At 56.5% G+C, this 23,025-nt stretch carries 18 protein-coding genes and 1 pseudogene; 12 read left to right on the forward strand and 7 right to left on the reverse strand.

Annotated elements, in window-relative coordinates:
* Positions 1–38: 38 nt before the first annotated feature.
* Positions 39–1,439 carry a H(+)/Cl(-) exchange transporter ClcA gene (gene clcA / locus ACOTYB_RS00225; protein WP_023315429.1) on the reverse strand — a complete coding sequence of 467 codons (1,401 nt, stop codon included), beginning with the start codon at positions 1,437–1,439 and terminating at the stop codon, positions 39–41.
* Between the two features lie 177 nt (positions 1,440–1,616).
* Between clcA and hemL the strand changes: the two genes are divergently transcribed.
* Positions 1,617–2,897 carry a glutamate-1-semialdehyde 2,1-aminomutase gene (gene hemL / locus ACOTYB_RS00230; RefSeq protein WP_003856235.1) on the forward strand — a complete coding sequence of 427 codons (1,281 nt, stop codon included), beginning with the start codon at positions 1,617–1,619 and terminating at the stop codon, positions 2,895–2,897.
* Positions 2,898–2,990: 93 nt separating this feature from the next.
* Here hemL and fhuB read toward each other — a convergent pair whose 3' ends face one another.
* From fhuB to hrpB, 6 genes and pseudogenes are all read right to left on the reverse strand, one after another.
* Positions 2,991–4,973, reverse strand: coding sequence for a Fe(3+)-hydroxamate ABC transporter permease FhuB (gene fhuB, locus ACOTYB_RS00235; protein WP_045342637.1), 1,983 nt, complete (start codon positions 4,971–4,973; stop codon positions 2,991–2,993).
* A complete protein-coding gene (fhuD, locus tag ACOTYB_RS00240; protein ID WP_003856240.1) occupies positions 4,970–5,860 on the reverse strand; it encodes a Fe(3+)-hydroxamate ABC transporter substrate-binding protein FhuD in 891 nt (296 codons plus the stop codon). Before fhuD ends, fhuB begins: the two co-directional genes overlap by 4 nt.
* Entirely contained in the window at positions 5,860–6,657 is a 798-nt protein-coding gene (gene fhuC, locus ACOTYB_RS00245; RefSeq protein ID WP_003856242.1) for a Fe3+-hydroxamate ABC transporter ATP-binding protein FhuC, read from the reverse strand. Before fhuC ends, fhuD begins: the two co-directional genes overlap by 1 nt.
* Positions 6,658–6,707: 50 nt before the next feature.
* Positions 6,708–8,911: pseudogene (gene fhuA, locus ACOTYB_RS00250) on the reverse strand (ferrichrome porin FhuA).
* Between the two features lie 237 nt (positions 8,912–9,148).
* Positions 9,149–11,674, reverse strand: coding sequence for a bifunctional glycosyl transferase/transpeptidase (gene mrcB / locus ACOTYB_RS00255; RefSeq protein ID WP_003856245.1), 2,526 nt, complete (start codon positions 11,672–11,674; stop codon positions 9,149–9,151).
* A 144-nt stretch (positions 11,675–11,818) separates the two neighbouring features.
* A complete protein-coding gene (gene hrpB, locus ACOTYB_RS00260) occupies positions 11,819–14,248 on the reverse strand; it encodes an ATP-dependent helicase HrpB (RefSeq protein WP_220316740.1) in 2,430 nt (809 codons plus the stop codon).
* 73 nt (positions 14,249–14,321) lie between these two features.
* Here hrpB and thpR point away from each other — a divergent pair, with 73 nt between their 5' ends.
* The 11 genes from thpR (at position 14,322) to ACOTYB_RS00315 (ending at position 22,967) form a co-directional block, all read left to right on the forward strand.
* Positions 14,322–14,876: an RNA 2',3'-cyclic phosphodiesterase gene (gene thpR, locus ACOTYB_RS00265; RefSeq protein WP_003856249.1), complete on the forward strand. Its 555-nt coding sequence runs from the start codon at positions 14,322–14,324 to the stop codon at positions 14,874–14,876.
* Entirely contained in the window at positions 14,866–15,570 is a 705-nt protein-coding gene (gene sfsA, locus ACOTYB_RS00270) for a DNA/RNA nuclease SfsA (RefSeq protein WP_003856251.1), read from the forward strand. Before thpR ends, sfsA begins: the two co-directional genes overlap by 11 nt.
* Before the next feature lie 176 nt (positions 15,571–15,746).
* A complete protein-coding gene (gene dksA / locus ACOTYB_RS00275; RefSeq protein WP_001155232.1) occupies positions 15,747–16,202 on the forward strand; it encodes an RNA polymerase-binding protein DksA in 456 nt (151 codons plus the stop codon).
* Positions 16,203–16,261: 59 nt separating this feature from the next.
* Complete coding sequence (gluQRS, locus tag ACOTYB_RS00280; RefSeq protein WP_023324171.1) at positions 16,262–17,152, forward strand: tRNA glutamyl-Q(34) synthetase GluQRS; 891 nt, start codon at positions 16,262–16,264, stop codon at positions 17,150–17,152.
* Between the two features lie 42 nt (positions 17,153–17,194).
* A complete protein-coding gene (pcnB, locus tag ACOTYB_RS00285; RefSeq protein WP_071785222.1) occupies positions 17,195–18,592 on the forward strand; it encodes a polynucleotide adenylyltransferase PcnB in 1,398 nt (465 codons plus the stop codon).
* The gene (gene folK, locus ACOTYB_RS00290) at positions 18,589–19,068 is read left to right on the forward strand and encodes a 2-amino-4-hydroxy-6-hydroxymethyldihydropteridine diphosphokinase (protein ID WP_023315424.1); all 480 of its coding nucleotides are present in this window, start codon (positions 18,589–18,591) and stop codon (positions 19,066–19,068) included. Before pcnB ends, folK begins: the two co-directional genes overlap by 4 nt.
* A gap of 123 nt (positions 19,069–19,191) precedes the next feature.
* Positions 19,192–19,983, forward strand: a complete 792-nt coding sequence (gene panB, locus ACOTYB_RS00295) for a 3-methyl-2-oxobutanoate hydroxymethyltransferase (RefSeq protein WP_174402287.1) — start codon at positions 19,192–19,194, stop codon at positions 19,981–19,983.
* An 11-nt stretch (positions 19,984–19,994) separates the two neighbouring features.
* A complete protein-coding gene (gene panC, locus ACOTYB_RS00300; RefSeq protein ID WP_003856282.1) occupies positions 19,995–20,846 on the forward strand; it encodes a pantoate--beta-alanine ligase in 852 nt (283 codons plus the stop codon).
* A 31-nt stretch (positions 20,847–20,877) separates the two neighbouring features.
* The gene (gene panD, locus ACOTYB_RS00305) at positions 20,878–21,258 is read left to right on the forward strand and encodes an aspartate 1-decarboxylase (RefSeq protein WP_003856284.1); all 381 of its coding nucleotides are present in this window, start codon (positions 20,878–20,880) and stop codon (positions 21,256–21,258) included.
* A 276-nt stretch (positions 21,259–21,534) separates the two neighbouring features.
* A complete protein-coding gene (locus ACOTYB_RS00310; RefSeq protein WP_022650409.1) occupies positions 21,535–22,143 on the forward strand; it encodes a fimbrial protein in 609 nt (202 codons plus the stop codon).
* 80 nt (positions 22,144–22,223) lie between these two features.
* Positions 22,224–22,967 (forward strand): fimbrial chaperone, encoded by a 744-nt coding sequence (locus tag ACOTYB_RS00315; protein ID WP_003856286.1) that lies wholly within the window; start codon positions 22,224–22,226, stop codon positions 22,965–22,967.
* Positions 22,968–23,025 lie beyond the last annotated feature (58 nt).

Raw genomic sequence — 23,025 nt, forward strand, 5'->3', positions numbered from 1 at the left:
AATTCTTTTTGTCATTATCTAATACCCTGGTAATTCATTCAAGTATTCTGCTTCAGGGCCTGTTCAGCTTCCTGTTTCGCCAGGGTACGGGCAAGAATGGTGGAGTATAGCGGTTTTCCACCCAGGAATTGGGCTAATAGTGTCGCGCCGAGACAGGTAATGATCATTGGCAAAATGAGCTGGTAATTGTCGGTCATTTCCAGCACCAGTACGATCCCGGTAAGCGGCGCGCGCAGGGAGGCCGCCAGCAGCGCCCCCATTCCCGCCACCGCAAACGTCCCCGCGTCCAGATGATAGGCCGGGAAGCCAACCGCTGCCGCCATGCCAAACGCCGTGCCCAGCAGCGTTCCCAGCGCCAGCATCGGGGCAAATATGCCGCCCGGTGCGCCGGAGGAGAAGCACAGCACGGTCGTAATTACCCGCGAGATAAACATAAACAGCAGCAGGCCGACGCTAAAATTGCCCGCCGCCGCAACGGGTATCAGCCCAAATCCGCCGCCTGCCGCGTTCGGTTCGATAAAGCCGAGGATCCCGCACACGCCGCCAAGCAGGCCCCCCACCAGCACCCATTTCGTGGTATTTCCGCCATGGATGCGCTGAAACATATCCTGAGCCCGTAAAATCAGGGTGTTAAAAAGCGGGCCAACGACGCCAAAAATCATCCCAAGAACCAGATACAGCCACAAAGTATTGACCGACGCATTGGTTAGCTTGCCAACTTCAATCACCGCCCCTTCGCCATTAAAGACGCGAAAGACAATGCTCGACATAATCACGCCGGTAAACACCGCTTTAATGGAGATCAGGTTGTAGCGGAACTGGGCGCGCATCTCTTCAATGATAAACAGGATACCCGCCAGCGGCGCGTTAAACGCCGCAGACAGCCCCGCCGCCGCCCCCGTCGCCAGCAACGTATGCCGTGCTTCGGCGCTGCGCATACGGAACAGATCGCCAACCATGCGCCCGACGTTACCGCCCAGCTGTACCGTTGGCCCTTCCCGACCGAGCACCATGCCCGCCCCGAGCGTTCCCATCCCGCCGATAAATTTCACAGGAAGTACCCGCCACCAGCGAACCGGGCGTAGCTCCTCCAGAGCCCCTTCAATTTCCGGGATCCCCGAGCCGCCCGCTTCGGGTGCGAATTTACGTACCAGGAAATAGCCCACCATGGCAAACAGGGCCGAAAGGCCAAAGGCCCACACCCAGACCAGCCATTCCCGATCCGCAAAGCTGGCGACGGTGCCTATGCGCCAGTTGAGCACCGCGTTGACGGCTTTTTCAAACGCGACGCCCACGAGACCGGCCAGCGTGCCCACAACGGCAGCTGCCAGCAGAATGGCCAACGGGGTTTTGTCACGGTTGAGCAACCGCCGGATACTGACCCGGTGCTTCGCGCGCGTAAACTGCTGTTGTTCAAAAGAAGGCGTGTTCTCGTTCATTACCTGTTCTGTTTCGTCATACAAATGGCCGCAGGGATTTTACCAGAGACAATCCCCTCGTCCCCTGAAAAATACTTAACAGTTGTTAAGCCTTCTGAGGGGCAAAAATTTTATAACCTCTTCCGAATCACTTAGAATAGTTGCCTTAACTTATTTCTACGAACCAGGAACGACGCCATGAGCAAGTCTGAAAACCTCTACAGCGCAGCCCGCGAGCTTATCCCAGGCGGCGTAAACTCACCCGTGCGCGCCTTTACCGGCGTGGGTGGCACCCCGCTGTTTATCGAACGTGCGGATGGCGCATATCTGTATGATGTGGATGGTAAAGCCTATGTTGATTACGTCGGCTCCTGGGGCCCGATGGTACTGGGCCACAACCACCCGGCGATCCGCAACGCGGTGATTGAAGCCGCTCAGCGCGGCCTGAGCTTCGGCGCGCCAACCGAGATGGAAGTTAAAATGGCGGAGCTGGTCACCGAGCTGGTGCCGACAATGGACATGGTACGTATGGTGAACTCCGGTACGGAAGCGACCATGAGCGCCATCCGTCTGGCGCGCGGCTTTACCGGCCGTGACAAGATTATCAAGTTCGAAGGCTGTTACCATGGCCACGCCGACTGCCTGCTGGTAAAAGCCGGTTCCGGCGCGCTGACGCTCGGTCAGCCTAACTCTCCGGGCGTGCCGGCTGACTTCGCAAAACACACCCTCACCTGCACCTATAACGATCTGGACACCGTTCGCGCGGCGTTCGAGCAGTATCCGCAGGAGATCGCCTGCATTATCGTCGAACCGGTGGCGGGCAACATGAACTGTATCCCACCGCAGCCTGACTTCCTGCCGGGCCTGCGCGCACTGTGCGATGAGTTCGGCGCGCTGCTGATCATCGACGAAGTGATGACCGGTTTCCGCGTCGCACTGGCGGGGGCGCAGTCATACTACGGCGTCGAGCCGGATCTGACCTGCCTCGGCAAGATCATTGGCGGCGGCATGCCTGTCGGCGCGTTTGGCGGCCGTAAGGACGTAATGGACGCGCTGGCGCCAACCGGTCCGGTTTACCAGGCGGGTACGCTCTCCGGTAACCCGATTGCGATGGCGGCGGGCTTTGCCTGTCTGACCGAAGTGGCGCAGCCGGGCATCCACCAAACCCTGACGGACCGGACGACGCAGCTGGCAAACGGTCTGCTGGAAGCCGCAGAAGACGCGGGTATTCCGCTGGTGGTAAACCACGTCGGCGGGATGTTCGGGATTTTCTTCACCGAGGCGAAAACCGTGACCTGCTATCAGGACGTGGTGAAATGCGACGTGGAACGCTTCAAACGCTTCTTCCACCTGATGCTGGAAGAAGGCGTGTATCTGGCCCCGTCAGCGTTTGAAGCGGGCTTTATGTCCGTGGCGCACAGCGAAGAAGATATCAATAACACCATCGACGCAGCGCGTAAGGTGTTTGCGAAGCTGTAAAATGTGCGGCTTGATGTCCTCACCCCAGCCCTCTCCCACAGGGAGAGGGAGCAAACGCTAAAACGGTGATCTAAGGATTGCCGTTTACTTTTATTACCGACTCTGCTTTCTCAACAGATATATAAAGTACGGCGCGCCGATAAAGGTCGACAGCAGGCCCGCCGGGATCTGATACGGGAACAGCACCATCCTTCCGCACCAGTCAGCAAAGACCAGGATCGCCCCGCCCGTCAGCGCAGAGATCACGATATGTGGCAAAGTCCTGCGGAAGCCCATCATACGGGCGATATGCGGCGCCATTAATCCAACAAAACTGAGCGGGCCGATAGTCATGGTGGCCGTCGCCGTCAGGCACGCGGCCAGCAGCAACAGGGCGATGCGCGTTGGCGTCAGCGCCACCCCGACCGCGCGAGCGGTATCCCCACCCAGCGGCAGAATGGTCATCCAGCGACGGCACAGCGGCACAATCGCCAGCAGCACGATCATCACAATCCCGGTATGCACCACCTGACTGCCGGTGGCGTTGTATGTTGAACCGGAAATCCAGGTCAGGATCTGCGCCATGCGCGGATCGCCGCTCGCCTGCAACATCATCAGCAGCATAGTAAACGCGGTGCTGAGCGCCATCCCGGCCAGCAGCATGCGGTGAGGCGAGAAACCGCCGCGCCCGGAGGCGATCAGGATAATCATCAGCGTCGCCGCCGCACCGATACTCCCGGCAGGCATCAGCCAGCCGAAGGCATTCCCCGGCACGAGAAACAGCATCAACACCACGCCAAACGCGGCGCCGGAACTGATGCCCAGGACTTCCGGGCTTGCCATCGGGTTACCGGTCAGACGCTGGATAATACAGCCCGCCACCGCCAGCATGACGCCCGCAATCAGCGCGGAGAAGATCCGCGGCCAGCGCCACTGCATGAGTTCATGCAGCAAATCCCCCGTCGCCCAGTGCCAGCCCGTGGCGTCGCGTCCCAGCGAGAGTGCGGCAAACGAGGCGATAACCAGCACTGCCAGTCCGGCAAGGCTGAACCACACCACCGACTGACGCTCAGCATGTACTTTATCGCCGGCATCCATTGCCGGGGCGCTAATGCTGCGCAGGCGCGGCAAGAGCCACAGCAGCAGCGGCGCACCGATCAGGGCCGTCACCGAGCCCGTGGAAACTTCCATCCAGACGCGCGTCAGCCAGAGAATGAGCTGATCGGAAAGCCAGAGGATCAGCGCACCAATCAGCGGCGCCAGCATCAGGCGCGCCAGCAGACGGCGTGCGCCGAGCATTTTTGCCAGCAGCGGCGCAAACAGGCCGATAAAGCCGATGATGCCGACGGCGTTAACCAGTAACGCGCTGAGCACAATCGCCAGGGTCAGGGCCGCCAGACGCGCCAGCGACAGCGCCAGCCCGAGATTGCGCGCCACGCCGTCGTCCAGGCCCATCAGCGTGAGCGGACGCAGCAGCAGCAGTGTCAGCACCACGCCGCCAAACAGCTGCGGCCACAGGCGCTGAACGATACTCCAGTCGGTCTGGGTGAGCGTGCCGGTACTCCACATAAACATGCTTTGCAACTGGTCGTGGTGAAACAGCACCAGCAGCTGGTTGATCGCCCCACAGTAGAGGCTGACGACCAGCCCCGCGAGGATCAGCGTGACCGGCGAGAGACGTTTTCCCCAGGCCACGCCAAAGACCAGCGCACCGACCACGCATGCGCCTGCCAGCGCGGCAAACTGCGAGGTTAACGCTCCCGGCAGGGTCCAGAGAGTGGTGACGGTGATCCCCAACTGAGCCCCCGTCGCCACGCCCAGCGTGGTCGGCTCCGCCAGCGGGTTACGTAGCACCTGCTGAAACAGTACGCCCACCAGTCCCAGTCCCGCCCCGACCAGCAGGGAGATAGCCAGACGCGGCAGCAGGCTGTAGTGGAACAGCATTTGCTGAATATTATCGATATCCGGTGCGGAAAACGCGGCTGCCCACTGATCGCGCGGCAACGCCGTGGTCAGGTTAAAGCCGGTTAACGCCAGGGCAGCCAGAAAAATGAGCGCTAACAGTAACATCGGGAAACGGGCCATACGCGTGCTCATGCCTTGCCTCCCAGTGCATTGTCCAGCACGCGGGCAAAATGCATGGCCGACAGCGTCGCGCCGTAGAACCATACCGCTGGCGCGCGCAGGAAGCGCTGCTCGCGGACGAACGGCATTGCCTGCCAGAGCGGGGTCGCCATCAGGGTTTGCATTTCGCGCTCATTGCCGTGGTCAAAGCACAGCACGTCCACATCACGAAACGCCGCCAGACGGTCAATCCCCACAGCGGTACTGCCCCAGAACGTCATCTCGCCTTCCCAGGCATTGCGAATGCCAAAGCTGTCGAGCACTTCCTGGAACAGACAGTTATTTCCAAAGACCAGCATATGGCGGGCATCCAGCAGGGTCACCATCAGCAAAGGCCGATCGCCACGGTGGGCAAAGCGCGGCTTAAGGGAATCAATCAGCGCATCAAATTCATCGAGATGTTTTTTCGCCTGAGCCTCACGGTTGAGGAACTGCGCCATCTCGTGGATGGAATTTTTTGCCATGGTCAGCGGCTTTTTACCGTCGCTAAAGGAAAAGCCCCGTCCGGGCGCAATCTTCGCCATGGTCTCTTCCGACGGACCATACCCCGCAGACCAGAATAAATAAGACGGTTTCATCTGGGTGAGAAGCTCAAGGTTCGGCTCCGTACGCAGACCGATGTCGATGACGGAGTCCGGCAGTTTTGGCTCATTCACCCACAGGGTGTAGTTGGGAATATCGGCCACACCGTAAGGCGTCACGCCCAGCGCCATCATCAGTTCAACGGGCAACCACTCCAGCGCCACGATGCGGTGCGGATCGATAGCGGCAGCGCGGGCCGGGCCCATCTTTAACAGCAGCGGTGAGAGCGCCATGGCCGTCAGCAGGCGACGGCGGCTAATGAAAGTTGAATCCAGCATCAGTAGACAAAGCTCACGGGTGCAGCCCCGGCCGGGTGAGGCAGGATGCCCATAGGAATACCGTAGATATGTTCCAGCGTTTCGCTACGCATCAGTTCGGCAGGCGTACCCTGAGCGATCATTTCACCGCCGCGCAGCGCTACCAGATAGTCGCAATAGCGTGCCGCCATGTTGATATCATGCAGAACGGCTATCACCGTCAGGCCGCGCTGCTGACTTAAGCGATGCACCAGCGCCAGGACGTCAACCTGATGAGCAATATCCAGCGCCGACGTGGGTTCGTCGAGCAGCAGGCAGCGGCTGTCCTGCGCCACCAGCATTGCGATCCATGCGCGCTGACGCTCGCCACCGGACAGGCTATCCACCAGACGGTGCGCCAGCGGTTTTAATCCCACCAGCGCGATCGCCTCTTCCACTTTCTCTCTGTCAGCAACGCCAAAACGCCCGAGCGCACCGTGCCACGGATAACGTCCAATCGCCACCAGCTCGCGCACCGTCATCCCCTCCGCCTGCGGCAACTGCTGCGGCAGATAGGCCACCTTGCGGGCAAAGGCCTTACTGCTCCAGCTCGCCAGCGGCTGGTCATCCAGCAAAATGTCGCCTTCGGACGGTGGCTGATGACGGCCCAGCATCTTCAGCAGCGTCGATTTACCGGAACCATTGTGCCCGATTAAACCGGTCACTTTACCTGCGGGAAACGTCAAAGAGAGCGGATGCAGCAAGGTGCGCCCGGGTACGCGAAAGGAGAGATTATTGAGCGTGAAGGTGGAGTCGGATTGCGTTTTGTTATCCTGCATGTCAGCCAACTTAAATAAAAAGGGCACGGCGAACCGTGCCCATAAAGAGGTTAGAAGCGGAAGGTCGCCGTGGCAACAACCTGGCGTCCTGCTCCCCAGTAGCATGCATACTCGCTGTAGCAGCTGGAGACGTATTCACGGTCAAAGATGTTGTTCACGTTGACGCCGACGGAAGAGCCCGGCAGACCGAAGCGCGCCAGATCGTATTTCACGGTCGCATCCGCCAGGGCATAACCCGCGACGTTAAAGGACTCATAGGCTTTAGGCGACGCTGAGGAGTAGTACGTCACCGTGTTACCGATGTAACGCGCGCCTGCACCGACGGTCAGGCCACTCAGCGCCGTCTCGTGGAAGGTGTAATCCGCCCACAGGGATGCCATGTTGCGCGGTACTTCTGCCGGACGACGACCTTCATACCAGGTATCGTGGGTGTATTCCGCATCGGTGTAGCTGTAGGCCGCCGTCACGTTCACGTTAGCCGACACCGCCGCTTTCGCTTCCAGCTCAAAGCCACGGGAGCGGATTTCACCGCCCTGCACGCTGAAGCCGCTGGTCGGGTTCGCCGGATCGGCGGTCAGGTTGTTGTTCTTGGTCAGCTGGTATACCGCTGCCGTCACCACAACAGGCAGATCTTTCGGAACATACTTCACGCCCGCTTCATATTGCTTGCCGCGTGCCGGATCGAACGGTTTACCACCCTGAGTAGTGCCAGAGAGCGGTTCGAAAGATTCACTGTAGCTGAAGTATGGTGTAATCCCGTTATCGAACAGGTAGTTAATCCCCCCGCGCCAGGTAAATGCCTGATCGTTAATTTCCGCGGTGGTTCCGTTATTACGGTTGAAGGCAGACGTTTTCGCAAAGTCATAGCGGCCACCCAAGGTGAGTACCCACTTATCCCATTCCGCCTGATCCTGCGCATAGAGCCCGGTCTGCTCCTGGCGATTGAGCATGGCATACGGGAAGTTCACATTAACGTTCGCATTGCCGTGCTGCGGATTGTTCATACTGATCGGATCGGCGGTACCGTAGTCAGCATCAATGTCATTGCGCATACGAAGGTAATCCACACCTGTCAGCAGGGTATGGTCAACGGCGCCGGTCGCGAATTTCGACTGGAGCTGTGTATCAACCGTGAACGAGTTGAGGTCTTCATCTGAGCGCACGTACGCGCGGCTGATCTGGGCCGGGGCGATATAGCCGTTACCGTAAACTGAACGGTAAAGCGTGTTGATTTTGGTATAACGCAGGTTCTGACGCACGGTGAAGGTGTCGTTGAATTCATGCGCGAAGCTGTAACCCACCATTTTTTGACGACGGGAGATCTTATTGTCTTCATCGCCTTCGTTGAAGTCGGTCGGCAGTTTGTGCGCTTTTCCGTTAGCATCATAGTAAGGCACAACGGTACCTTCACGCGGCAGCCAGCCGTAGTAACCCGCATCCGGATCGCTCTGGAAGTTGCTCAGGAAAGTGAAATCGGTTTTATCATCAGGACGCCAGCTGAAAGACGGCGCAATCGCGTAACGAGTAGACTTCACCATTTCCTGCTGCGCATTTTCACTGCGCCCCAGACCGGTCAGACGGTAGGACCACACGCCGTCATCGTCAATCGCGTCGCTGAAATCAAAACCGGTCTGCCAGAGGTTATCCGTCCCCATTTTGAACTGAATTTCTTTCAACGGTTCCGTAGTTGGACGCTTGCTGACCATACTCACTACGCCGCCAGGATGGCTTTTGCCATACAGTACAGACGTCGGGCCACGCAGCAGCGCTCAAGGAAGTACGGGTCCATGGACGCTTCAGAGTAGTTGTCTCCCTGCAACTTCATACCATCCAGATACTGGTTAGTATTCACGGTGCTGGAGGTCGTGAAACCACGAATCGAAACCACATCGTAAGTTGTTGATGCGCCGCGCGTTGCGAAAACGCTTGGGGTATAGGCCAGCGCCTGTTTAACCGTTCCCGGCTGTTTCATGTCCATCTCTTCACGTGTAACCACGGAAATAGACTGCGGGGTTTTCTCGATCGGTGTATCGGTTTTCGTCGCCGTTGCAGTGCGCTTTGCTGCAATCGTCGGTGCAGGACCCCAGGCACTTTCCTGTGCAGCCGGTGCGGCAGTCACGGTGATGGTTTCTTCTTTCTTGGGGGTTTCAGCGGCCTGTGCGTAAGCAGACATGCCGGCAACCGCTGTGGCTACGACGACTGCGAGTTTACGCAGCGACGTGTTAATTGGCTGAGCAGTATTGGAAAGCGCCATGATGGATCTCTGATGGAAAAGGTGAATGATAACGTAAACGAGAATTATTATTATGACCGCAGAATAATATGCGAAACGCTGACGGCATAGCAAGCGATATGCGGCCCTACAAGAATTGAGGGTTTAAGAAATAATCAACGGAAAATGGGTCGTTAATAAGGATTGTAAACAGGGTTAAGGAAATGAGTTACTGAGGTGAAAAAATACCCCCTTCCTGAGAAGGGGGTATCAGTAGGGTTAGTTCCCGCCGAACATATCCTTGATCCAGCCGGCGACGCCGTCGCTGTCTTTCTTCTCTTCCTGCTGCTGCGGCTGTTGCTGCTGCGGCTGCTGAGGTTGAGAAGACTGATCGAACGGGTTACCTGTCGGTTCTTCTGGCTGGCTTTGCTGGCACAGCGCATCCGGGTTGGTCGTCCAGACCGGCAGCGTACGCACGCCACCGCCGCAAATGAAGTTACCCGAGCTGTCCACGCCCATATCGACGATATCTTCCGGAGCAACGAGGTTCAGCGGCACCGGAGACTGATTCGCGAGGTAGCGCTGGTAAATCGACATCGCACCGCTCGCGCCATACAGTTTGGTCGGCTGGTTGTTATCGCGCCCCACCCAGGTGATGACCACTTCACGACCATCAATACCGGCGAACCAGGTATCGACATTGTTGTTGGTGGTCCCGGTTTTACCCGCCAGATGCAGACCAGGATACTTCGCCCCCAGCTGACGACCGGTACCGCGCTGAACCACCTGCTGCATGGTCCACAGCGTCATATAGGCCGCCTGCGCCGGAACAGCGCGCTCCGCCTGCGGGAAGCTCTGATACAGCACGGAGCCATCTTCGGCAATCACCGAACGCAGGGCGGAGAGCGGCGCTCGGTTACCGCCGCTGGCGATGGTCTGGAACGCCTGCGCCACTTCGATTGGCGTCAGGTTAAGCGCCCCCAGGATCATCGCTGGCACAGGGTGCAGCTGATCTTTCGGTACGCCCAGCTTCTGCCAGGTGTCGGTGATGGCTGGCAGGCCCAGCGCCATCCCGAGGTTAACCGTTGGCACGTTCATCGAGCGGGTTAACGCATCCACCAGCATCACCTGACCGCTGAACTGTCTGTCATCGTTCTGCGGTGACCATACCTGGCCGTTAGGCTGGCGCAGGGAGATTGGCGCATCGGCAATCCAGGTGTTCAGTCGATAGAGGTTCGGCTGGCTCAGCGCGGTCAGGTAGGTTGCCGGTTTTGCCAGAGAACCAATCGAACGACGCGCCTGCATTGCGCGGTTATAGCCCGCATACTGCGGCTCAGCACCGCCCACCATGGCACGAACTTCGCCGGTGTTACGGTCAACCACTACCATCGCGGTTTCCAGATCGCTCAGCTTACGCTGCTTTTTCAGCGCCGGAATACCTTCTACCGCCGCTTTTTCTGCCGCATCCTGCGCCACGGAATCAAAGGTGGTAAAGATCTTCACGCCTGAGAGATCTTTCACTTTATCTCCGAGCTTAGACTGCAACTCCTGACGCACCATCTGCATAAAGGCAGGCTGCGGAGAGATCACCCCACCGCGCGGCTGAACGCCCAGCGGACGCGCGCTCAGCATGTCGTACAGCTCCTGGTCAATCACCTGCTGTTGTTGCAGCAGACGCAGCACCAGGTTACGACGCTCCAGCGCCAGTTTCGGGTTACGCCACGGGTTGTAGATCGACGCGCCTTTCACCATGCCCACCAGCAGCGCCTGCTGGTCAAGGCTCAGCTCTTCTACCGGACGGCCAAAGTAGTACAGGCTCGCCAGCGGGAAGCCGCGGATCTCGTTATCGCCGCTCTGACCGAGGTACACCTCGTTCATGTACAGCTCAAGAATACGATCCTTGCTGTAGCGCGCATCCATCAGCACAGCCATGTACGCTTCGTTGGCTTTACGCCAGTAAGAGCGCTCGCTGGAGAGGAACAGGTTTTTCACCAGCTGCTGGGTCAGGGTACTCGCCCCCTGCACCGTACGCCCGGCGGTCAGGTTCGCCAGTACCGCACGACCAATGGAGTAAAGGCTGATACCGTCGTGCTCGTAGAAGTGGCGATCTTCGGTTGCCAGCAGGGTATCCACCAGCAAATCCGGGAAGCCGTTACGCGCCACGAACAGCCGCTGTTCGCCGTTTGCGGACGACAGCATGGTGATGAGACGCGGATCGAGACGGAAGAAACCGAACTGGCGATCGTTATCCATGTTCTCAATGGTTTCAAGACGATCGCCGTCAAAGGTCAGACGCGCGCGAACCTGCCCTTCTTTACTGTCCGGGAAGTCGAACGGACGGCGGATCATCTCAATACTTTTCGCCTGGACGGTAAATTCGCCTGGACGGGTCATTTTCGTGACCTGACGATACTGCGTGGCTTGCAGCAGCTTCACCATCTCGTTCTTGCTGATGGACATGTCCGGCTCAAGGTTCACCATGCGGCCGTATACTGCCGCAGGCAATTGCCAGACTTTCCCGTCAATACGGCTGCGGATCTTCTGATCCAGATAAACGCCGTAAATCGCGATCAGGACAACAAAAACAATGAACAGCTTCAGCAGCAGCCAGAACCAGCCGCGCTTACCACGAGGCTTACGCCCTTTGCCTTTCCCTTTACGCGGCATCGGTTCTTCATCCTCATAATCGTCTTCATAGTCATCGTCATACTCCTCATCTCTGAGGCGACGACGGCTTACCTTTTCTTTCGCCGGACGCGTCGGCTTTCCCTTACGTCCTATTGGCTCGCGGTCATTCCCCGCCATGCTTTTTCTCCGCAACATTCAGGCGCAAAGGCCAGATTTTCTTATCTTGCACAGGTCAGTGAAAGAAGAAATCTCTCAAAGTTTGTTTCTCCCTCTCCCTGTGGGAGAGGGCCGGGGTGAGGGCATCAGCCCGCACTTTCCCCATTACGAATATTTTTTCGTGCGCCGTGTCGGCGCGGTATTCGCCGGATCGTCCGGCCAGACGTGTTTGGGATATCGCCCTTTCATCTCTTTCTGCACTTCACGATAGCTCCCCGCCCAGAACGCTCCCAAGTCGCGGGTGATCTGCAAGGGACGATGCGCAGGCGAAAGCAGCTCAAGCACTAACGGCACACGGCCTTCAGCAATGGACGGCGTGGTGGCCTCACCAAACATCTCCTGCATCCGAACCGCCAGCGCCGGCGGATTATCCTCATGATAACGAATGGCAATCCGGCTCCCGGTTGGCACAGTGTAATGCCCAGGCAGTTCACTATCCAGACGTTGACGTAACGACCAGTCCAGTAAATTCTGTAACGCAGCCTTAACATCAAGCGCCTTCAGGGCGCGCAGCGAGTGTACGCCGCTCGTCTGCGGCAACAGCCACTGTTCAAGCGTCGCGAGCAGCGTCTCATCATCCACCGCTGGCCACCCCTGTTCCGGCAGCCACTTCGCGGCGCAGTGCAGACGTATACGATATTGTTCAGCCTCCGGCGTCCAGTTCAGTACGCTCAGCCCTTTTTCCCGAATGCCATTCAGCATCGCCTGGTGTAACTCTTCCTCCGACGGCTTCGCCAGCGGTTTCGTCCCGAGCGTCAGTTTGCCAATCTGGCTACGACGGAACGCCTTCAGCGTGCCCTGGGTATCATCCCATTCCACGATGTCAGATTGCTGAAGCAGCTGCGGGCAGGCACGCGTCAGGAGGTCAATATCCACGGCAACCGCCTGTAAAATACGCGCGTCCGGGGAGTGGCTCCCCTGGAGTAAGAGCGGCGCGATCAGCCATTCATGACGCGTCTGGGCGTCATCGCTGTCCAGCATCGCGCCCATCCCATTTGCCAGCTGATAGCGACCATCCAGCCCGCGACGGCGCGCGATTCTGTCCGGGAAGGCCTGGGCCAGCAGAGGGATAACTTTATCGCTGTCAGGCGAACCGCCCCGGCAATTCAGGCGTTTACACAGCTGCTGCGCCCGCTGTTGCCAGTTTCCCTGATGGCGTGAAAAGGCCTGTCCCAGATCGCTGCCGCCACCGCGCGGCGGCTCCTCAAGAATAGCCGCCAGTTTTGCCGCCGTGGCAATTTCATCGTCGCCCTGTGCTGCCACCAGCATTGCCGCCAGACGTGGATCGTTGCCCAGCGCCGCCATTTTCTGGCCGCGCGCCGTCAGTCGCTCGCCTTCCAGCGCGCCAAGCTGGGTCAGCAGACTGCGCGCGGCGGAAAGGTTGACGACAGGCGGAGGATTAAGCCAGGTGAGCTGGTCAGGGTCCGGGCAACCCCACTGCATCAGATCCATCACCAGTCCGGAGAGATCGCTTTGTAAAATCTCAGGCGTGCTCTGGAATGCCGTACGCTCCGCCTGCTCGGCGCTGGTTAAATGCAGGCAAATACCCGGCTCAAGACGCCCTGCTCGCCCTGCGCGCTGCACCATTGAGGCCTGGCTGATGCGCTGCGTCAGCAGCCTGGTCAGCCCGGTACGCGGATCAAAACTGGCCACCCTCTCCAGCGTACTGTCCACCACCAGGCGAATGCCTTCAATGGTCAAACTGGTTTCCGCGATATTGGTTGCCAGCACCACTTTGCGCTGCCCCGCCGGTGCGGGAAGGATCGCCTTGCGCTGGTCAGCCAACGGCAGCGCGCCGTAGAGCGGGCACAGCATAACGTCACTGTTCACCCGGGATGCCAGCTGCTCCTGTACGCGCTGGATTTCGCCTACGCCGGGTAAAAACAGCAGCAGCGAGCCGGGCTCCTGGCGGAGCAATTCGGCGGTGGCGATGGCAACCGCTTCGTCAAAACGCTGATGGGCAGGCAGCGGCTGATAGCGGCGCTCGACCGGGAACGCACGCCCTTCAGAGGAGATCATCGGCGCGTCAGGGAGCGTCTGCCGGAGCCGCTCGTTATCCAGCGTCGCCGACATAATCAGCAGCCGAAGGTCGTCGCGCAGCCCCTGCTGAACGTCGAGCAGCAGCGCAAGGGCCAGATCGGCCTGGAGGCTGCGCTCGTGAAATTCATCAAGGATCACCAGCCCGACGCCGGTCAGCTCCGGATCGTTTTGCAACATACGGGTAAGAATACCTTCGGTGACCACTTCCAGCCGCGTGGATGGTCCAACGCAGGTTTCGGCGCGCATCCGGTACCCTACCGTCTCACCCGGTTTTTCATTCAGCAGTTCCGCCAGGCGCTGCGCCACATTGCGCGCCGCCAGCCTGCGCGGCTCCAGCAGGATAATTTTCCCGCTGATGTTCCCATCGCGCAGAATTTGCAGGGGCAGCCAGGTGGATTTACCCGCTCCGGTGGGCGCGCTGAGCAAAACCTGTGGCGCATGTTCTAAGGCTGCGAGAAGCTCAGGAAGGACGACGGCGACGGGCAAAGAGGACACTTACGGCTCCAGAGGGTTAACATTAATCGGCGTACATTGTAGCATCGGCGCATATCATTACCGAGTCTTGCGCATGTCTGAGTCTAAACGGCTATTCTTCGCCATTGAATTACCCACCACGCTTCAACGGCAGATTGTTCGCTGGCGCGCCAGCCACTTCCCCGCGGAAGCGGGCCGCCCCGTCGTCGCCGCCAATATGCACCTGACGTTAGCCTTTCTTGGTGAAGTAAGCGCTGAAAAGCAGCGCGCGTTAAGCGCAATGGCCGGACGCATTTCGCAGCCGGGGTTTACGCTGCATCTTGACGATGCCGGGCAATGGCTGCGCTCTCGGGTGGTCTGGCTGGGGACGCGGCAGCCCCCTCGCGGACTGCTACAGCTCGCCAACATGCTGCGGGCGCAGGCCGCGCGCAGCGGCTGTTATCAGAGCCCGCAGCCGTTTCATCCCCACATTACCCTGCTGCGCGATGCGGGTCAGGCCGTTGCCATCCCGCCACCGGGCTTTCACTGGTCCTTTCAGGTGAATGAATTTGCGCTGTACGAATCTGCCTTTGTACAAGGACGCACCCGCTATACTCCGCTCCAGCGCTGGACGCTGGGCGACACGTTAAGGAATCCTGATGAAGTTTAGTCCTGCACTCCAGCCCGCCACGCTGATCCAACGTTACAAACGCTTTCTCGCTGATGTGATCACCCCTGCGGGCGAAACGCTCACGCTGCACTGCCCTAACACCGGCGCCATGACCGGTTGCGCCACGCCGGGTGACACGGTCTGGTATTCCACATCAGAAAATACTAAACGCAAATATCCCCATACCTGGGAAATGACCGAGACGCAAAGCGGGGCATTTATTTGCGTTAATACCCTGCGCGCAAATCAGCTGGTTAAGGAAGCTCTGACAAATGGAATGCTTCCTGAACTGGTGGGTTACGGCACGCAAAAAAGCGAAGTGAAATATGGCGATGAAGGCAGCAGAATTGATTTTATGTTACAGGCGGAAGACCGCCCTGAGTGCTATATTGAAGTGAAATCAGTGACGTTAGCGGAACAGGAAAACGGCTTCTTTCCGGATGCGGTAACGCTACGTGGCCAGAAGCATCTGCGAGAGCTAATGAGTGTAGCGGCGGCGGGCAAGCGCGCCGTGTTGCTGTTTGCGGTTCTGCATTCAGCCATTGAACGGTTTTCCCCGGCCCGTCATATTGATCCTAAATACGCGCAATTGTTGAATGAGGCACAAAAGCAGGGGGTAGAGATTTTCGCTTATAAAGCGGAACTTTCTGCCGATAATATGACTCTGAGATCCTCTCTTCCCATTGTCTTATAAGGGATTAGACGATTGACTAATAAGTGTTCTGGCCGCGTGCGCAAATACGCTTTTCCTCACAGGGTTGTCAAGTGTTACGTTTAGATAATTGCCATACGGAAAAGCATCTGCTATTTATAGCGACCTGATTTTTCCCCCAACACGGGGATCGATAGTGCGTGTTAAGGAGAAGCAACATGCAAGAAGGGCAAAACCGTAAAACATCGTCCCTGAGTATTCTCGCCATCGCTGGGGTGGAGCCGTATCAAGAGAAGCCGGGCGAAGAGTATATGAACGAAGCCCAGCTGTCGCACTTCAAGCGTATTCTTGAAGCATGGCGTAATCAACTCAGGGATGAAGTCGATCGCACCGTTACACATATGCAGGACGAAGCTGCTAACTTCCCGGACCCGGTCGACCGTGCCGCTCAGGAAGAAGAGTTCAGCCTCGAACTGCGTAACCGTGACCGCGAGCGCAAACTGATCAAAAAGATCGAAAAAACGCTGAAGAAGGTCGAGGACGAAGATTTTGGCTACTGCGAATCCTGCGGTGTTGAAATCGGTATTCGTCGCCTGGAAGCGCGTCCAACAGCCGATCTGTGCATCGACTGTAAAACGCTGGCAGAAATCCGCGAAAAACAGATGGCTGGCTAACGCCTGCCCTCTCACTACTCTGCTAAGGCGGGAGTCTCTCCCGCCTTGTTACCGTTGATATGTCTGAATCTCACTATATCGGGCGCTTTGCGCCATCTCCCTCCGGTGAATTACACTTCGGCTCATTAATTGCCGCGCTTGGCAGCTACCTACAGGCTCGCGCCCGTCAGGGTCAATGGCTGGTCCGCATTGAAGATATCGATCCTCCGCGTGAAGTTCCCGGTGCAGCAGAAACTATTCTGCGTCAGCTGGAACATTACGGTCTTCACTGGGACGGCGACGTACTCTGGCAGTCTCAACGCCATGATGCCTACCGTGAACGTCTGGCGTGGCTTGCTGAACAGGGCCTTTCCTATAACTGCACCTGCACGCGGGCGCGAATTCAAAGCGTGGGTGGCGTTTACGACGGCCACTGTCGTACGCGGCACAACGGTCCTGAGAATGCTGCCGTACGGCTGATACAGCGTTCTCCGGTGACGCAGTTTACCGACGTTCTCTCAGGAACCATTCAGGCGGATGAACGCCTGGCGCGTGAAGATTTTATTATTCACCGTCGTGATGGTTTGTTTGCCTATAACCTGGCGGTGGTTGTTGATGACCATTTCCAGGGCGTTACGGAAATCGTGCGCGGGGCGGATCTGGTTGAGCCTACCGTGCGGCAAATATCGCTTTACCAGCAGTTTGGCTGGACGGTGCCGGATTACATTCATCTGCCGCTGGCAGTCAATGATCAGGGAAATAAGCTGTCGAAACAGAATCATGCCCCGGCGCTGCCTGACGGCGATCCGCGCCCGGTTTTGATCGACGCGCTGCGATTTCTCAACCAGAATGTAACGCAGGAATGGCAGGATCTGAGTCTGGATGAATTGCTGAAAACGGCCATTGCTGACTGGGCGCTTATCGCCGTGCCAAAAATCCAGCATTCTCAAATGCGTTGCGCTGAGCTATGATTAGCCGCTTTTTTGATAACAAAACACACTACGAGGTGTACTATTTTTACCCGAGTCGCTAATTTTTGCCGTAAAGTGCTGAGCCGCGAAGAGAGCATGGCGAACGACGCTATTGCACAGCCACACATGTCGGTCATTCCGCGTGAGCAGCACAATATTTCCCGCAAAGATATCAGTGAAAATGCCCTCAAGGTGCTCTATCGTCTGAATAAAGCAGGCTACGAGGCCTATCTCGTCGGCGGCGGGGTGCGCGATTTACTGCTGGGCAAAAAACCAAAAGATTTCGACGTGACGACCAGCGCCACGCCTGAGCAGGTGCGTAAATTATTCCGCAACTGCCGTCTGGTTGGCCGCCGTTTCCGTCTGGCGCACGTGATGTTTGGACCGGAAATTATTGAAGTGGCGACCTTCCGCGGTCACCACGAAGCGGGCGTCAACGATCGCACGACTTCCCAGCGCGGCCAAAACGGCATGCTGCTGCGCGACAACATCTTCGGCTCTATTGAAGAAGATGCTCAGCGTCGCGATTTCACCATCAACAGCCTTTACTACAGCGTGGCGGATTTTACCGTGCGCGATTACGTCGGCGGTATGCAGGATCTGAAAGACGGCCTGATTCGCCTGATCGGTACGCCGGAAACGCGCTATCGCGAAGATCCGGTCCGAATGCTGCGCGCCGTGCGTTTCGCCGCCAAGCTGAACATGCGTATCAGTCCGGAAACCGCAGAGCCGATCCCGCGCCTGGCGACGCTGATTAACGACGTCCCCCCTGCCCGTCTGTTTGAGGAGTCGTTAAAGCTGCTCCAGGCAGGCTACGGGTTTGAAACCTACAATTTGCTGCGTGAATACAACCTGTTCCAGCCGCTGTTCCCGACCATTACCCGCTACTTCACCGAAAACGGTGACAGCGCAATGGAGAGGATGATTGCACAGGTGCTGAAGAACACGGATACCCGTATTCATAACGATATGCGCGTGAATCCGGCGTTCCTGTTCGCGGCCATGTTCTGGTATCCGCTGCTGGAAACGGCGCAGCGCATCACTCAGGAGAGTGGTCTCGCCTATTATGATGCGTTCGCGCTGGCGGCAAACGACGTGCTGGACGAAGGCTGTCGCACGCTGGCGATCCCGAAACGTATTACCACGCTGGTGCGTGATATCTGGCAGCTTCAGCTGCGTATGTCCCGCCGTCAGGGTAAACGCGCCTGGAAGCTGATGGAGCATCCTAAGTTCCGCGCCGCGTTCGATTTGCTCTCTCTGCGTGCTGAAGTCGAAAGAAACCAGGAGCTACAGCGCCTGGCGCAGTGGTGGGGAGAATTTCAGGTCTCTGCACCACCAGAGCAGAAAGATATGCTTACGGATCTCGATGATGAGCCGGCACCGCGCCGTCGTCACCGTCGCCCGCGCAAACGCGCACCGCGTCGTGAAGGCACGGCATGACCCTTGCGTATATCGCCATCGGCAGCAATCTGGCCTCTCCGCTGGAGCAGGTTAACGCTGCCGTGCAGGCGCTGGGGGAGATCCCGCAAAGCCGCATCGTCGCGCTGTCCTCATTTTACCGTACGCCGCCGCTCGGCCCGCAGGATCAGCCTGATTATCTGAACGCCGCCGTGGTGCTGGAAACGACCCTTGACGCAGAAACGCTGCTGGATAATACCCAGCGTATTGAGCTACAGCAGGGTCGCGTCCGCAAAGCCGAACGCTGGGGACCGCGCACCCTCGATCTCGATATTATGCTTTTCGGCCACGAGGTGATTAACACCGAACGCCTCACCGTTCCACATTACGACATGAAAAACCGCGGGTTTATGCTCTGGCCGCTGTTTGAAGTCGCGCCCGATCTCACCTTCCCTGACGGCGCCTCGCTGCAAGCCGTTCTGCAAAATCTCAACGCGGATAAACCGGCCCGCTGGTAATCCCGCCTCTGCATCGATTAACCATTCCTTATTTGCGGTTAATCGATTGCCTAAAATCATTGTTCCCTCGAATGTTACTGTTAGAATGCGCAAAGATTCGCTATTGGGCCATCAGGAAACAGTATGAAACCAACCACCATCTCCTTATTGCAGAAATGCAAACAGGAAAAAAAACGCTTCGCCACTATCACCGCGTATGATTACAGCTTCGCAAAACTGTTTGCCGAAGAAGGGATCAACGTCATGCTGGTCGGGGACTCGTTAGGGATGACGGTACAAGGACATGATTCCACTCTGCCGGTCACGGTCGAGGATATTGCTTACCATACCCGCGCCGTGCGCCGGGGTGCGCCCGCCTGCCTGCTGCTTTCCGATCTGCCATTTATGGCGTATGCCACCCCGGAACAGGCCTTTGAAAATGCGGCGACAGTGATGCGTGCTGGCGCCAATATGGTCAAAATCGAAGGCGGCGCCTGGCTGGTCGATACGGTAAAAATGCTTACCGAACGCGCCGTGCCGGTTTGTGGTCATTTGGGGCTGACGCCGCAGTCTGTCAACATCTTTGGCGGATATAAGGTGCAGGGCCGAGGCGATGCGGCGCAGACGCTGTTTGATGATGCCGCGGCGCTGGAAGCCGCGGGCGCACAGCTGCTGGTGCTGGAGTGTGTACCGGTTGAGCTGGCTAAGCGTATCACTGAGGCGCTGTCAATTCCGGTGATCGGCATCGGCGCGGGCAACGTCACCGATGGCCAGATTCTGGTCATGCACGACGCCTTCGGGATCACCGGCGGCCACATTCCAAAATTTGCTAAAAATTTCCTGACAGAAGCAGGCGACATGCGTGCTGCTGTGCGGCAGTATATTGCCGAGGTTGAGTCCGGCGTTTATCCGGGCGAAGAACACAGTTTCCATTAAGGAGTCCAGGTGTGCTAATCATAGAAACTCTGCCGCTGCTGCGCCAGCATATCCGCCGTGCACGTCAGGAAGGTAAACGTATAGCCCTTGTTCCAACCATGGGCAACCTGCACGACGGCCATATGAAGCTGGTCGATGAAGCGAGAGCCCGTGCAGATATTGTGGTAGTCAGTATCTTCGTTAACCCGATGCAGTTCGATCGCGAAGACGATCTGGCGCGCTACCCACGTACCTTGCAGGAAGATTGCGAGAAGCTCAAAAAACGTCATGCGGATATCGTCTTCGCTCCGGCCCCCGCAGATGTATATCCCCAGGGCACCACTGAATCGACCTACGTCGATGTGCCGGGTATTTCGACCATGCTGGAGGGCGCCAGCCGCCCGGGCCATTTCCGTGGCGTTTCTACCATCGTCAGCAAGCTGTTTAACTTGGTGCAGCCGGACATCGCCTGTTTTGGCGAGAAAGATTTCCAGCAGCTGGCGCTGATCCGCAAAATGGTTGCCGATATGGGCTACGACATTGAGATAGTCGGCGTACCGATTGTGCGTGCGAAAGATGGCCTGGCGCTCAGCTCCCGTAACGGCTATCTGACCGCCGAACAGCGTAAAATTGCGCCGGGTTTAAGCAAAGTCATGAATACCATGGCAGAGCAACTGCTGGCAAAAGAGTTAACCGCAGAAGAAATTATCGCTCTGGCTGAACAGGCGCTGAACGAGAAAGGTCTTCGTGCTGACGACGTTCAAATTCGGGATGCCGATACGCTTCTGGCGCTTACAGAGACCAGCAAACGTGCGGTAATTCTGGTGGCGGCATGGCTCGGCCAGGCCCGCCTTATCGATAACAAAGTGGTTGAACTGGCGTAGTTTTACTACCCGGAAGTGAAAGGTAAACGTAATGATTCGCAAAATGCTACAAGGTAAGCTTCACCGTGTGAAAGTCACCCAGGCCGACCTGCACTATGAAGGCTCCTGCGCGATTGACCAGGATTTTCTCGACGCGGCGGGTATTCTCGAAAACGAAGCTATTGATATCTGGAACGTTAATAACGGCAAACGCTTTTCAACGTACGCGATTGCCGCTGAACGCGGATCTAAAATCATCTCCGTTAATGGGGCAGCAGCGCACTGCGCGGACGTAGGCGATATCGTCATTATTGCCAGCTTTGTGATGATGTCTGACGAAGAAGCACGTCGCTGGCAGCCTAAAGTGGCCTACTTTGAAGGCGATAATGAGATGAAACGTACCGCGAAGGCGATTCCGGTGCAGGTTGCCTGATAATATTTATCCCACGACCCATTCTTGTGCATTTATTAAATGAATGGGTCTTTAAAAAGCATTTATTGAATTAATATCCAGCTCTTCCCGCCCCACCAGACAAACACACCATATTGATAACAAATAACTTTAAATTTACTAAACTATTCTTTTAGTTTAAATCACGCACAATATCTACATTTCATTGAGATTAACAATATAATTCGCCACGAAATTTAATTTCAAATAAAAGCTTTACAGGCACTTATTATTTACTCAACGAATATGGATATTGAAATGATTTCTAAAAAATATGGTTTGTCAATTGCACTAGCAAGCGTTCTGGCTGCGGGTTCAGCGGTAGCAGCAGATTCTGACACCGGGACTATTACTTTCCACGGCATGGTTTCTAACAATACTTGCCAGGTCTCCCTTGACCAGAAAATCGATCAAAACGGTAACGATTTTGACGTAACCCTGGACACTGTATTTGTACGTGATTTTTCAACCGCACTGGGTACCACCAGCACCTTGGGTGAAAAGAAATTCTCCCTTTCTCTGACCGGTTGTGATACCGAGACTGCGAAGAAAGCGTCTGCCCAGTTCTCTTCATGGGCGGGTTCTTCTTCTACAGAAGGCGGTCTGCTGGTGCCACCAAGCAATGCACAGGGTTCTGCTAAGAACGTTAACCTGGTGCTGTCAAACGACGGTAACTCAGCTACCGATCAGATTAAAATTGACCAGACCAACAACACTCAGAAAGCAACTATTGATGCGACTTCTGGCGCAGGAAACCTGTACTACCGCGTAGCATACACCCAGGGTCAGGGCTGGAATGCAACAAGCAACCCAGTATCTGCTGGTACCGTGCAGGCACAGGTTGCCTTCACCATGATTTACGAATAAGAGATTCGTAAACTTTAAATTAAGCAATCCTTCATGATAAATGAGGGATTGCTTGTGTAATTCCAAAAGGAAGTGGAAAAATGTCTCATTCAATCTTTATTAAAAATTTTAAAGCCGCATTGCTCGCAACTGCTTTTTTGGCCGCATCGAATGCAAGTGCGGACATTGTTATTTCCGGCACCCGTATTATCTACCCACAGTCATCGAAGGATGTCGTCGTTAATCTCGATAACCATGGAACCAAACCGCTTTTGGTTCAAACCTGGCTTGATGATGGGCGTGATGGCGTAAACCCGGAAGAGTTGAAGCTTCCTTTTATCATTACCCCTCCGGTATCCCGCATTGACCCGAAAAAAGGCCAATCCGTACGTATTACCTACACAGGTATACCTTTACCACAGGATCGTGAATCGCTTTTCTGGTTCAATGTCCTGGAGATTCCGCCAAAATCAAAAGCTGCGGATAAAGAGAATCTTAACCAGCTTCAGCTGGCATTCAGAACGCGTATTAAATTCTTTTACCGACCAGACGGGTTAAAAGGCTCGGCAGGTGAAGCCGCTGAGCATTTGACATGGACGCAGAAAAAAGAGGGGAACGCAGTTAAGCTTGTTGCCCATAATAACTCACCCTATAACGTCTCCGTTTCAGCGGTCACCATTAAAGCCAGTCAAAAAACATACGACGTTGATCATAAGGCCGTTCCACCGTTTAGTGATACCACAATGACGGTGAAAGGCTTAGCTTCTGCCGTAAATGGTAAAGTCGAGTTTGATACCATTAATGATTATGGCGGCACAGACCATCACGAAGCTGGACTTAAATAGAACACGCTTTAATACACATAATAATTGATAGCATTAACTCTGTAGAGAGTTCTCTCTA

Source organism: Enterobacter cloacae complex sp. IR5450 (assembly GCF_049238665.1).
GTDB classification, from domain to species: domain Bacteria; phylum Pseudomonadota; class Gammaproteobacteria; order Enterobacterales; family Enterobacteriaceae; genus Enterobacter; species Enterobacter hormaechei_C.

Coding starts and splice junctions, on each gene's coding strand:
- panB (WP_174402287.1), top strand. CDS start 19,192: ATGAAACCAACCACCATCTCCTTATTGCAGAAATGCAAACAGGAAAAA.
- gluQRS (WP_023324171.1), top strand. CDS start 16,262: ATGTCTGAATCTCACTATATCGGGCGCTTTGCGCCATCTCCCTCCGGT.
- ACOTYB_RS00315 (WP_003856286.1), top strand. CDS start 22,224: ATGTCTCATTCAATCTTTATTAAAAATTTTAAAGCCGCATTGCTCGCA.
- ACOTYB_RS00310 (WP_022650409.1), top strand. CDS start 21,535: ATGATTTCTAAAAAATATGGTTTGTCAATTGCACTAGCAAGCGTTCTG.
- fhuD (WP_003856240.1), bottom strand. CDS start 5,860: ATGCTGGATTCAACTTTCATTAGCCGCCGTCGCCTGCTGACGGCCATG.
- folK (WP_023315424.1), top strand. CDS start 18,589: ATGACCCTTGCGTATATCGCCATCGGCAGCAATCTGGCCTCTCCGCTG.
- fhuC (WP_003856242.1), bottom strand. CDS start 6,657: ATGCAGGATAACAAAACGCAATCCGACTCCACCTTCACGCTCAATAAT.
- clcA (WP_023315429.1), bottom strand. CDS start 1,439: ATGAACGAGAACACGCCTTCTTTTGAACAACAGCAGTTTACGCGCGCG.
- mrcB (WP_003856245.1), bottom strand. CDS start 11,674: ATGGCGGGGAATGACCGCGAGCCAATAGGACGTAAGGGAAAGCCGACG.
- thpR (WP_003856249.1), top strand. CDS start 14,322: ATGTCTGAGTCTAAACGGCTATTCTTCGCCATTGAATTACCCACCACG.
- hemL (WP_003856235.1), top strand. CDS start 1,617: ATGAGCAAGTCTGAAAACCTCTACAGCGCAGCCCGCGAGCTTATCCCA.
- fhuB (WP_045342637.1), bottom strand. CDS start 4,973: ATGAGCACGCGTATGGCCCGTTTCCCGATGTTACTGTTAGCGCTCATT.
- sfsA (WP_003856251.1), top strand. CDS start 14,866: ATGAAGTTTAGTCCTGCACTCCAGCCCGCCACGCTGATCCAACGTTAC.
- dksA (WP_001155232.1), top strand. CDS start 15,747: ATGCAAGAAGGGCAAAACCGTAAAACATCGTCCCTGAGTATTCTCGCC.
- panD (WP_003856284.1), top strand. CDS start 20,878: ATGATTCGCAAAATGCTACAAGGTAAGCTTCACCGTGTGAAAGTCACC.